The sequence below is a fragment of the Paraburkholderia atlantica genome (assembly GCF_000092885.1).
Classification (GTDB): domain Bacteria; phylum Pseudomonadota; class Gammaproteobacteria; order Burkholderiales; family Burkholderiaceae; genus Paraburkholderia; species Paraburkholderia atlantica.
This window is the reverse complement of sequence record NC_014117.1, coordinates 1,087,367-1,099,158: the sequence shown is the minus strand read 5'-3', so window position 1 is coordinate 1,099,158 and position 11,792 is coordinate 1,087,367. Positions and strand designations below refer to the sequence as shown.

The window sequence follows — 11,792 nt, the reverse complement described above, 5'->3', positions numbered from 1 at the left end:
ATACAATCACAACCCTGATTCACCTACTCACGCACCCATCTCCAGGTACGCTTTCGTGAATCTCTTTACTACTTCTTCCTGATTGTTAAAGAACGACAGCCGATATCACGATTTGATCGTGTACCGCTCTGACTGGCTCAATCGCCAATGCGCAACGCTCTGCCTTCATGCAGAACCCTGCGCATTGAGGATTGGTGGAGGATGACGGGATCGAACCGACGACCCCCTGCTTGCAAAGCAGGTGCTCTCCCAGCTGAGCTAATCCCCCAGTCTCACACAACACACACTCCAGAGGTTTCACCCGACCAGCTCACCAGACAAGACAGTGGCGGGTCTGGATGGATTCGAACCATCGACCCCCGCCTTATCAAGACGGTGCTCTAACCGACTGAGCTACAGACCCCTGAGTCTGTCTGCGTTGCTTCTACCAAACTACAGCCGATAAGCGTGAGCACTTGAGTGCAAGGAATGCATAGCTCTGGAAAGGAGGTGATCCAGCCGCACCTTCCGATACGGCTACCTTGTTACGACTTCACCCCAGTCATGAATCCTACCGTGGTGACCGTCCTCCTTGCGGTTAGACTAGCCACTTCTGGTAAAACCCACTCCCATGGTGTGACGGGCGGTGTGTACAAGACCCGGGAACGTATTCACCGCGGCATGCTGATCCGCGATTACTAGCGATTCCAGCTTCACGCACTCGAGTTGCAGAGTGCGATCCGGACTACGATCGGTTTTCTGGGATTGGCTCCACCTCGCGGCTTGGCAACCCTCTGTTCCGACCATTGTATGACGTGTGAAGCCCTACCCATAAGGGCCATGAGGACTTGACGTCATCCCCACCTTCCTCCGGTTTGTCACCGGCAGTCTCCCTGGAGTGCTCTTGCGTAGCAACTAGGGACAAGGGTTGCGCTCGTTGCGGGACTTAACCCAACATCTCACGACACGAGCTGACGACAGCCATGCAGCACCTGTGTGATGGCTCCCTTTCGGGCACTCCCAGCTCTCACCAGGATTCCATCCATGTCAAGGGTAGGTAAGGTTTTTTCGCGTTGCATCGAATTAATCCACATCATCCACCGCTTGTGCGGGTCCCCGTCAATTCCTTTGAGTTTTAATCTTGCGACCGTACTCCCCAGGCGGTCAACTTCACGCGTTAGCTACGTTACCAAGCCAATGAAGGCCCGACAACCAGTTGACATCGTTTAGGGCGTGGACTACCAGGGTATCTAATCCTGTTTGCTCCCCACGCTTTCGTGCATGAGCGTCAGTATTGGCCCAGGGGGCTGCCTTCGCCATCGGTGTTCCTCCACATCTCTACGCATTTCACTGCTACACGTGGAATTCCACCCCCCTCTGCCATACTCCAGCGCTGCAGTCACCAATGCAGTTCCCAGGTTAAGCCCGGGGATTTCACATCGGTCTTACAGCACCGCCTGCGCACGCTTTACGCCCAGTAATTCCGATTAACGCTCGCACCCTACGTATTACCGCGGCTGCTGGCACGTAGTTAGCCGGTGCTTATTCTTCCGGTACCGTCATCCCCCCGGGGTATTAACCCAGAGGTTTTCTTTCCGGACAAAAGTGCTTTACAACCCGAAGGCCTTCTTCACACACGCGGCATTGCTGGATCAGGCTTGCGCCCATTGTCCAAAATTCCCCACTGCTGCCTCCCGTAGGAGTCTGGGCCGTGTCTCAGTCCCAGTGTGGCTGGTCGTCCTCTCAGACCAGCTACAGATCGTCGGCTTGGTAGGCCTTTACCCCACCAACTACCTAATCTGCCATCGGCCGCCCCTTGAGCGCGAGGTCCCGAAAGATCCCCCGCTTTCCTCCACAGAGCGTATGCGGTATTAATCCGGCTTTCGCCGGGCTATCCCCCACTCCAGGACACGTTCCGATGTATTACTCACCCGTTCGCCACTCGCCACCAGACCGAAGTCCGTGCTGCCGTTCGACTTGCATGTGTAAGGCATGCCGCCAGCGTTCAATCTGAGCCAGGATCAAACTCTTCAGTTCAAACCTGTTACTGTTTTCGGTTCAGTTACGAACCGGTCGCTCACTCAACGTACTGACGATGATTGATCCGTCTTTCGACAGACAAACCTTCCTCTAATACTGTGTGAGGCTTCTGATACTTTTGCCTTGCGGCAGACTCCGGAGAATCCGCCGCCGCATTCCGCATCAAGCGCCCACACTTATCGGCTGTTAGTTTTTAAAGATCGATCCGCCCAACCCGCTGCGCCTGAACCACCACCACCCGGCACCGCTTCGTTTGCGTCGCTGCGTCTGCAGCAGAGAAGCGAGATTATGGAGAACTTCCGCCGGATCGTCAACAGGTTTTTTATCACTCGCTTAACCTGCCCACGCCGCCGGAGCCCTCGCCAGCAAAGGCTTCCCGCTTCCCCGCGCCCCGGCGTCCGGAGCACGAAAGAGCGGAATTCTAGTCGCCGCGGCCAGAACTTGCAAGTGAAATCCTGGGGTTTCCCTTAGGCGGGTTTTCCTTAAGGGGTCTTTCCCACACGGCCCGGATCTTCTATCGCTGGTGCTTTCGCTTCTAGCGCCTGCGTCTGCGCGGCGGATGCGCCGATCGTCCAATCATGCAGCACGGTATGAGCTACCGCCAGCAACGTTGGGCCGATGAAAACACCAAGAAAACCAAACGCAAACGCGCCGCCGAGAATGCCAAGCATGACTAGAATCAACGGCATGTCGCTGTTCTTGCCAATCAGGATGGGCTTGATGACGTTGTCCGCCATGCCTACTACCAGCAGGCCCCACACCACCAGAAAAATCGCCCATCCAGTCGACCCACCCTGATACAACCAGATCGCAGCCGGCAACCAGACTACGACCGGACCGCCCGGTACCACCGACAGAAAAAACGTCACGAGCCCTAGCAACGCCGGCGCCGGTACACCGGCCACCCAGAAACCGAATCCCGCGAGAACCCCCTGCACGAGGGCCGTACCAAGAATCCCGTAGACCACGCCCTTCACCGTGCTGCCCGCCAGCGCCAGAAGATACTCTGCACGCTCACCAGCGACTCGACGCATGCCGGCGTTCAGCCAGGCGGCCGCACCCTCGCCACCGGTATAAAAGAAAAAGGCCAGCACAATGCTCAACGCGAGCAGCCCCAGCCCATGCGTCACCGCAAGCGCCGCCGCCAGAATCCATTTGCCAGCCGGCGCGGCGAGCGTGCGCAACTGCGCAATCAGCTCAGAATTGCTGCTGGTCAAGCGCTCCCAAAAGGCCTCGATGCTCGAACCGACCAGCGGGATCCGCTGCACCCACGGCGGCAGATCCGGCAACCCCGACTCGAAAAGTCTTTGCACCAGCGCGACGATCTCGTGTACATGCGCGCCGAACGCAAAACCCGCATAGACGAACGGCCCGAGCACCACGACCAGAATGATCAGCACGATCATGGTCGCGGCCAGCTTGCGGCGGCCGCCAACGACGCCAGTGAGCCGCCGGTACAGGCCCCAGGAACTGTAGCTGAGGATGGCGCCCCACAGCAGCGCAGTCGTAAATGGCGCCAGCACCAGCAACGACCCACCCACGAGCACAATCAATGCAAATACCGCTGCAAGTCGCTCGATTAGTTGGTCCGATTTCACGATGGATCTCCCCTATTGCGCCAGACGTGGCGATCAAATGACACACGCCCGTCAGGCGCCCGCTGAACGCCGTCAGTATAGAAGCGAGTCGGGCGTCTGGGGTGTCTTATCCGATCCGGCCCAGGCGTTACGAGTCGCGTGCGACCATGTCGGTGGCGAACGCATTTTTTGGGATGAAAGAGCTTGAATCTGCCCCAAGATTGCCGAGCAAGCCATATAGCTGCCTGGAAAAGACTAGAATATAAGGTTCCGTGCCCCCAATTTTTCTGGATTTATGCGCTCGCGAATCGCCAAACGTCTCCCTCCCGACGCCGACAAGCTCGTCGGTCTCTCGCTCGCGCTTTTCGCGTCGGGCAGCCGTACTGAAGATCGCTTCTGGGAAGCAAAGCTCGACGCGCTGCTGGCCAAAATCGTGCGTAATGCCAACCAGACCACGCTGGACGCAGCGCTCGACCATCTGCAGCAAAACCATCCGGATGCATACGGCGCGCTGGCCGACATGGCTGAAACGCATAGCGAATCGTTCGTCATCGAACACGAAGGCGTGTCTTACGAAGCGCTGCTGATCGCCGCTCCCGTGCTCGCCTGGACCCGCTACGTGATTCCGTCCGGCCCGCTCAAGTCCGACGCCGCCGACGCTTTGCGCGCACACCTGCAAGCGCATGTGCTCGCCGCGAACACGCGAGTGGCAATGGCTCCGTTCCTGTACAGCATCGACCAGCTGCCGCGCCATCACGTCGAAACGTGGCGCATCGCCCAGCAACTTGCGCAAGCCGCGGTCAGCGGCGGCAACGCGAAGCTCAATTTCGGCGAACTGCCGGAGACGTCGCCGATTCTGGCGGACCCGCGCTTTCTGCTTGCGGTAGTCGCCGCGCCCGTCGGCGAAGCGACGTTCCGCTGGCAGGAAGAAGAGCACGGTACGCGCATCGAGCGCGGCCAATGTCTCGAGCAATGGGCCACGCAAGGCGGCGCGAACCTGTCGGTCGTGCTGCCGGGCTGCGAATTCGAATGTCTGCTGCCGGATGCGTACTACTCGGCCTGCCGCGACGCCGACGAAAGTGTGCGTCCGCACACCGTGCGTACCGCCGTGCGTTATCTTTTTGACACGATTGGCGCGGCGCCGCAGGACCTGCGCGCGGTGGTCGCCGGTTTCGGTGAACGGCGCATCGACGAATACCGCGTCGGCTTCACGCGCAAGGGCAGCAACGACGTGATCTACGGTGTGGTGTGGCCGCTCTACGGCCGCGAAAACGGCGAGGCGGGCATCGACGAGGAGCCGGAGGAAGTCACCGGCTCGGACGAGCCGCTCGAAGAAATCGTCGCGCTGCTGAAGGAAACCGGCATCACGGATGTACGCCGCCACGCGGGCCGGTTCGAGCCGGAATATTGCGACGACTGCGGCGTGCCGCTGTATGCGGACCCGCTCGGCGAAATCGTCCACGCGGAAATGCCCGAGGATGCCGAGCCTGCGCAACCGCATTTCCACTAATCCCGACGTCGATATCCACGCCTTATCGCGAAAAAGCCCCGTATAGACGGGGCTTTTTTCGTTGAATGTCCGCTTTTCTTATGCCTTTTGGACAGCCGTCAAAACGGAGGGAATTTGTCATCATAGGCACGGTGACGCATCGCCGTGATCGAGTCAGCTTCATGAGTCCGACAGATGCGTCGCGCCATTTCGCCCGAAACATCTGGAGACATGCATGCGCTTCGCGATTCTCAATTCAAACGCAGAACGACGTGATGGACTCAAAGCCTTGCTGCGGCAGATCGACCGGCTGGCGCGCTTCACCGAGGCCGATGAATGGCGTCTGCTCGAACGTCCGTTCAAGCGTTATCGGCCGGATCTCGTCGTGATCGACTGGGAGAACTGGATGTCGGTTGCACAAGTTCGCGCGCTGCTCAGTCACTTTCCCGACCTGCGCATCAGCGTGCTCACCGACGGGACCTTGCCCGCGCTCGTGCGTGCGCTGATGGACGAGGGTGTGCTCGGCGTCGTTCCACGCGACACCGATCCCTGCCTGATCGTGCGCGCATTGGAAATGGTGCTGCTCGGCGGTCACTACGTGCCGCCCGGTGCGCTGGCGATCGATCCGCCGCTGCCAACCGATACCGCGATCCGCACGTTCGATGAAGAAAGTCCGCCGCCCCGCCGCAACAAACTCTCGAGCGGGCTGTCGCCGCGACAAGAGCAGATCATGCGCTGCGTGCACATGGGTAGCACCAACAAGATGATCGCACGCACGCTCGGCATTAGCGAAGGCACGGTCAAGATTCACCTGACGAGCATATTCCAGCAACTCGGCGCGCCCAATCGCGCCGCCGCAGTCGCGCTTTACAACGGCTGGCTCACCAATCATTTGCAAGTGCTGCGCAACAACGGCGAGCACAGCGCGCGGCCGGTCATCCGCGGACAGCCTGGCCCGGTTCCGCTCCGGCGGCGCCAACGCGCGCGGTTCCAGTATCCGTTGCCCGGCAACGACACCAGCAGCGCGCTGCCGATGGCCGCGGAGCCCGCCACGTCGTACGGTGAAACCCCAAACGGCAGGCCGGCGCGGAAGTCGATCAGGCCGGACTCCGCATGACGCGGGTCGCGCCGCGCGTATGGGTTGGAACATCCGCATGCCCGCAGTGGCATGCGCGCAGCGTTGAGGGTGGGCTGGCATGGAATCCGCTCACACCTTTTGTCGTCCAACGAGTAATATGAGACACATGGGTTTCCTCTACACACCGCTTCCGTTCTGGGTCGCTGTCGGTGGCTGGACTGCCACTGCGATGGTGATCGCGCTCGCGTTGTGGAAAAATCCTTTCAAAAGACTTCAGGACGGCACGCTCCAGCATGTCTGGCTCGCGATAATCGTCGCAGTGTCGGTGCTGTGGGCGAGCAACGCCTGGCTCGACGACGGTACCGTGATGCATCTTCTCGGCGCCACGCTCGTCGTCACGCTATTCGACTGGGGGCTCGCCGTGATCGCGATGGCGGTGGTCACGGGTCTCGCCGCCGTTGTCTTCGATGCGCCGTGGCAGGGCATCGCGCTGACGTTCCTCGTCTACGGCGCCCTGCCCGTCGCCGTGTCGACCTTGCTCCAGCGCATCTGCACCGCGTGGCTGCCGCGCAACCTTTTCATGTTCATCTTCGGCCAGGGCTTCGTTTCGCCCGCCATCGCCGTGTCGTTCACCGCCGCGGCAGCGCTCGGCATTCATATCGCGGTGTCCGGCGGTTCGATGACCGTGGTGCCGGTCGGCTACGCGCTCAGCGTGCTGCTGCTCGCCACCGGCGAAGCATGGTTCACCGGCATGGCGACCGCGCTGATCGCGGTCTACCGTCCTGCGTGGGTAACCACCTACGATGTCCGGCGCTATCGCCTGGGCGGCCCGCGCACCTGAGAATGCCCGCTTTGGCGTGGCGTGCGGCGGATCTGTGATAATCAGCGCCTCGCCGCCGCAGACTTTCCGGGCGCGCCAATCAGGACCGGACAGAATATTTGCAGCAACATTGAACTCAACCCTTGCGCGGGGCATCTTATTTGCCTCATCTCCCATTTGCGTCTAAAGAACTAGATGGATCGCACCAATGTACCGAGCCGGTTGCTGCGGGTGATCGGCCGGTTGGCGGCCTGCGCAGCGAGTCTCTCGCTCATCTGCGCGGCTCCCGCATTCGCTGATCAGCTCGAACAGCACAACGACCTCGTCAAAAGATTTATCACCGAAATGCACGCAGATCCGCTCGTCGCGGACTGCGCCGCGCATGGCGACTTCGTCGCGAGCACGTCGACCGCGTTCGACCACGTCGAATTTCCGTCCAGTTCGTTCGACAGCGCGCACTCGTCCGTCACGCCGTGGAACGACTCATTCGACGAAGGCAAGCAGCGCGTCAAGGTGGACAGCATCGTCACCGTCGAAGGTGTCGGCGTGCGTCAGAACAACTCGGGAGAGCCGGCCGATCTGAAATTCCGCTGCGGGTACGTCGGCTCGCAAATGCTCGCGTTCAGCTGGAACGACCCGGTGCCGCCGAACCGCGCGCGCAGCGAGGGATCGGGCAAGCACAAAAGCGGCAAAGGCAAGCACGCGGTCGGCGGCAAAACGCCGAAGAAGTCGTCGAAGTCAGGCTCGGGTCAATCCTCGCGCACGACGTCGAGCAAATCGGCAAACAAGAGCTCGAAGAAGAAGAGCTAACCGCATCTGGCGCTGATCGGCGCGCGCCACCGTCCGATCAGTCGCCCCAATGAAAAACGAGGCACGCACTTTTCCGTGCGTGCCTCGTTTTTCATGTCCAACCGTCCGCTTGTTCAGGCGAACGTCTCCACGTGACGCAGAATCGCCTGCAACATCGCGGCGCCAAGCGACGCGCTGCGCTCACCGTTCCAGCCCACCCGCTCGTCGGGCAGATTCGCGTTGTCCTTGAACGGCATTTCCAACGTTAACGACAGACAGCCGAATTCGTTGCCGATGTACTTCGACGCAAGTTTCAACGCATCCTCGCGATACTTGCTCGCCGCATAGCCATACTTGTCCTGAAAATCCGGACTCGCGTGCCTGAACGCCTCGATGAACGCCTTCTGCTCGCGCCCCTGCCGCTCGGTAAAGCCCGGCAGCATTTCGGAGCCCGCGACGAACACATAGGGCAACGCCTCGTCGCCATGAATATCGAAGAACAGGTCGCAGCCCGTCGCGTGAATCGCTTCGCGCACCACCAGCACCTCGGGACTGCGCGCGGCGTCCGGCTCCATCCATTCGCGATTCAGGTTCGCGCCGGCCGCATTGGTGCGCAGATTGCCGCGCACGCTGCCGTCCGGATTCATGTTCGGCACGATGTGAAACACCGCGTGATCGTACAGCTTGCGCGCGACCGGGTCGCCCGCCCAGTCTCCCCAGCCCACGAGGCGCTTCACGAGGCCTTCGATGAACCATTCGGCCATCGTCTCGCCCGGATGCTGGCGGGCGATCAGCCAGATGTTCTTTTTGGGCGCGGCGTTGGCGGCATCGCCCGCGGGCGGCGTGCCGAGCGTGAGCAGCGAAATCGGCCGCCCTTCGACCGTCTTGCCGAGCTCGGTCAGCGACGCGTGCGGCATCTGCTGCACGGCGCCGAGAAACTCGGCATGTCGCTCCTCGCTGTACGGTTCGAAGTACGCGTAGTAGATGCTGTCGAAATCGGGCGTATGGTCGATCGTCAGCACGCGGCCGTCGTACGAGGTCGGCACGCGAAACCAGTTCACGCGGTCATAGCTCGCGACCGCCCGATAGTCGCGCCAGCCCTCCGCGAACGCACACGCGGCGGCGTTCTCGAAGCTCATCACGCAGCGCTCGCCCGCCGCGCCCGACAGGCGGAAATAGAACCACTGCGCGAACTCCGCGTGGCTGTCCGGACGCACGCGCAGGCGAATATTGCTGGCGTCTTCGCAGGACAGCACATCAATCGCGCCTGCGTCGAAATTGCTCGTAATCGATAACGTCATCAGAGTCTTCCTGCCTGAATGCTGCTTTTTTAGCGCAGCGGCATGCTTATTCCGCAACGCGGCGGCGAAATACGAAAGTGGAGTCGTTCGAAGCTTCGGCGCTGAACGCGTAGCCTTCGGTATCGAAGTCCTTCAGCTGCTCGGGACGATCGAGGCGGTTTTCCACCGCGAAGCGCGCCATCAAGCCGCGCGCGCGTTTTGCATGGAAGCTGATGATCTTGTAGCGGCCGCCCTTCCAGTCTTCGAACATCGGCGTGACGACCGGCGCGTCGAGCAGCTTCGGCTTGACCGACTTGAAGTATTCGCCCGAAGCGCAATTGACCAGCACGCGCGAGGCAGCCGCATTCTTCTTCAACTGCGCGTTCAACGCGTGCGTGATCCGCTCGCCCCAGAACGCGTACAGATCCTTGCCGCGCGGATTGACGAAGCGCGTGCCCATTTCGAGCCGGTACGGCTGCAGCAGATCGAGCGGACGCAGCAGGCCATAGAGACCCGACAGCACGCGCACGTGATTCTGCGCATAGTCGAGATCGGCCGACGACAGAGTCTTCGCATCGAAACCTTCGTACACGTCGCCGTTGAAAGCGAGCACCGCCTGCTTGGCGTTGTGCGTGTCGAATTGCGGCGACCAGTCTGCGTAACGCTGGAAATTGAGGTGCGCGAGCTGATCGGAAATGCTCATCAGCGAAGCGATCTGTTGCGGCGACAAACGGCGCAGGCCGCTGATCAGTTCGGCGGCGTCGTCGACGAAATCGGGGATCGTGTGCTTTTTGACGTGCGGCGGGGTGTCGTAGTCGAGCGATTTCGCCGGCGACAGAACGATTATCATAGAGGCTTGCAGGCACGCCGTGCCTGGTGGTCAAAGACGAAAGCCCGATTGTAACGAATGCCCGGTTCCCCCGCCTCAAGCGGCGCGTTGCGCGTCGTACTCGATTCCAATGTGTGGATCGATATTCTCGTATTCGACGACCCGCACACGCGGCCGATCGCCGCCGCGCTCGGAAGCGGCGCGCTCACCGCGCTAATCGACGCGCGCTGCCTCGCCGAGCTCGCCTACGTGCTCGACTATCCACAATTCGCGCACCGCAACGTCGACAAAGCCGCTGCGCTCGCCGTCGTTGCGCGGCTGGCGCAATTGGTCGAGCCACCTGAGCCGACCGAGCCCACCGACAACACCCGGCCGCTGCCCCAATGCAAGGATCGCGACGACCAGAAGTTTCTCGAGCTCGCGCATGCGGCACGGGCCGACTGGCTCGTGTCGAAAGATCGTGCGGTGTTGAAACTCGCGAAACGCATCGCGCGCGATTTCGGCTTCAGAATCGCGCAACCGGCACCGTTCGCCGCGGAAGCCGGCATCGTGCAGAATGCTGGGGGCGAGCCCGTCAGCGCATGAATCCGGCTGTCCGTAGGTGACACGCGCGGCGCGCACAGCCTGTCGCGATTCCCTACAATCAGGCTTCGCCCTTCGCAACGACTGTTCGAGAATTCGGACAAACCAGGCCAACCTTATCGCCCCGCTACCCACGACGCCATGAACGCACCGCACGACACGCCCACGAGCCCCACGTTTCCATCTCGCCTGCCGAACGTCGGCACGACGATTTTCACCGTGATGAGCGCGCTCGCCGCGGAAAAAGGCGCGGTGAACCTGGGTCAGGGCTTTCCCGACTTCGCCTGCGATCCGCGCATCGTCGACGCGGTCGCGAACGCGATGCGCGACGGCCACAACCAGTATCCGCCGATGGCCGGCGTGCTGCCGCTGCGTCAGGCGATTTCGGACAAGATCGCGAATCTGTACGGCCGCCGCTACGACGCCAATAGCGAAATCACCGTGACCGCGGGCGCCACGCAGGCGTTGCTGACCGCGATCCTCTGCACGGTCCACGCGGGCGACGAAGTGATCGTGATCGAACCGACCTACGACAGCTATCTGCCGTCGATCGAACTGGCGGGCGGCAAGCCGGTCTTCGTCACGCTCGACGCACCCGACTACGCAATCCCGTTCGACAAGCTCGCCGCCGCGATTACGCCGAAGACGCGGCTCATCATGATCAACACGCCGCACAATCCGACCGGCACGGTATGGCGCGAACAGGACATGCGCAAGCTCGAGGAGATCGTGCGCGGCACCAACGTGCTGATCCTGTCCGACGAGGTGTACGAGCACATGGTCTACGACGGCGCGCCGCATGAAAGCGTCGCGCGCTATCCGGAGCTCGCGCAGCGCAGCTTCGTCGTGTCGAGCTTCGGCAAGACCTACCACGTGACCGGCTGGAAAGTCGGCTATGTGGCCGCACCCGCCGCGCTGACCGCAGAGTTCCGCAAGGTGCACCAGTTCAACGTGTTCACCGTCAACACGCCGATGCAGATCGGCCTCGCCGATTACATGTTGGACCCGGCGCCGTATCTGGAGCTACCGGCGTTCTATCAGCGCAAGCGCGACTTCTTCCGCGCGGGCCTCGCGAATTCGCGCTTCAGGTTACTGCCGTGCACGGGCACGTATTTTCAATGCGTCGACTATTCGGCAATCAGCAACCTGCCTGAGGCGGAATTCGCGCAATGGCTGACCGGCGAGATCGGCGTCGCGGCAATTCCGGTCTCGGCGTTCTATCACGAGGCGCATGAGTCGGGCGTGGTGCGCTTCTGCTTCGCCAAGCAGGAAGGCACACTCGCTACCGCGCTCGAACGGCTCGCGCGGCTCTAGGATGCCTTGCGCGAT

General features: G+C 61.3%; 9 protein-coding genes, 2 tRNA genes and 1 rRNA gene. 6 read left to right on the top strand and 6 right to left on the bottom strand.

The window, feature by feature from the left end:
* Positions 1 to 192 precede the first annotated feature (192 nt).
* From BC1002_RS04935 to BC1002_RS04920, 4 genes are all read right to left on the bottom strand, one after another.
* Positions 193 to 268, bottom strand: a tRNA-Ala gene (locus BC1002_RS04935).
* A gap of 58 nt (positions 269 to 326) precedes the next feature.
* Positions 327 to 403: transfer RNA gene (locus tag BC1002_RS04930), tRNA-Ile, on the bottom strand.
* Between the two features lie 79 nt (positions 404 to 482).
* Positions 483 to 2,016: ribosomal RNA gene (locus BC1002_RS04925) — 16S ribosomal RNA — on the bottom strand.
* Between the two features lie 485 nt (positions 2,017 to 2,501).
* Complete coding sequence (locus tag BC1002_RS04920; protein WP_013088971.1) at positions 2,502 to 3,617, bottom strand: AI-2E family transporter; 1,116 nt, start codon at positions 3,615 to 3,617, stop codon at positions 2,502 to 2,504.
* A gap of 274 nt (positions 3,618 to 3,891) precedes the next feature.
* Here BC1002_RS04920 and BC1002_RS04915 point away from each other — a divergent pair, with 274 nt between their 5' ends.
* The 4 genes from BC1002_RS04915 to BC1002_RS04900 all read left to right on the top strand — a co-directional run bounded on the left by BC1002_RS04915 (position 3,892) and on the right by BC1002_RS04900 (position 7,793).
* Positions 3,892 to 5,106, top strand: a complete 1,215-nt coding sequence (locus BC1002_RS04915; protein WP_013088970.1) for a DUF2863 family protein — start codon at positions 3,892 to 3,894, stop codon at positions 5,104 to 5,106.
* Between the two features lie 214 nt (positions 5,107 to 5,320).
* Positions 5,321 to 6,202: a response regulator transcription factor gene (locus tag BC1002_RS04910; protein WP_013088969.1), complete on the top strand. Its 882-nt coding sequence runs from the start codon at positions 5,321 to 5,323 to the stop codon at positions 6,200 to 6,202.
* Between the two features lie 127 nt (positions 6,203 to 6,329).
* Positions 6,330 to 7,004 (top strand): energy-coupling factor ABC transporter permease, encoded by a 675-nt coding sequence (locus tag BC1002_RS04905; protein WP_041734311.1) that lies wholly within the window; start codon positions 6,330 to 6,332, stop codon positions 7,002 to 7,004.
* Between the two features lie 174 nt (positions 7,005 to 7,178).
* Positions 7,179 to 7,793 carry a BspC domain-containing protein gene (locus BC1002_RS04900; protein WP_013088967.1) on the top strand — a complete coding sequence of 205 codons (615 nt, stop codon included), beginning with the start codon at positions 7,179 to 7,181 and terminating at the stop codon, positions 7,791 to 7,793.
* Between the two features lie 113 nt (positions 7,794 to 7,906).
* Here BC1002_RS04900 and BC1002_RS04895 read toward each other — a convergent pair whose 3' ends face one another.
* Positions 7,907 to 9,073: a M14 family metallopeptidase gene (locus tag BC1002_RS04895; RefSeq protein ID WP_013088966.1), complete on the bottom strand. Its 1,167-nt coding sequence runs from the start codon at positions 9,071 to 9,073 to the stop codon at positions 7,907 to 7,909.
* A gap of 46 nt (positions 9,074 to 9,119) precedes the next feature.
* Positions 9,120 to 9,902: a peroxide stress protein YaaA gene (gene yaaA, locus BC1002_RS04890; protein ID WP_013088965.1), complete on the bottom strand. Its 783-nt coding sequence runs from the start codon at positions 9,900 to 9,902 to the stop codon at positions 9,120 to 9,122.
* Between the two features lie 57 nt (positions 9,903 to 9,959).
* Here yaaA and BC1002_RS04885 point away from each other — a divergent pair, with 57 nt between their 5' ends.
* Both BC1002_RS04885 and BC1002_RS04880 read left to right on the top strand, forming a co-directional pair.
* Positions 9,960 to 10,466 carry a putative toxin-antitoxin system toxin component, PIN family gene (locus BC1002_RS04885; protein WP_013088964.1) on the top strand — a complete coding sequence of 169 codons (507 nt, stop codon included), beginning with the start codon at positions 9,960 to 9,962 and terminating at the stop codon, positions 10,464 to 10,466.
* A 138-nt stretch (positions 10,467 to 10,604) separates the two neighbouring features.
* The gene (locus BC1002_RS04880) at positions 10,605 to 11,777 is read left to right on the top strand and encodes a pyridoxal phosphate-dependent aminotransferase (protein WP_013088963.1); all 1,173 of its coding nucleotides are present in this window, start codon (positions 10,605 to 10,607) and stop codon (positions 11,775 to 11,777) included.
* Positions 11,778 to 11,792: the final 15 nt, after the last annotated feature.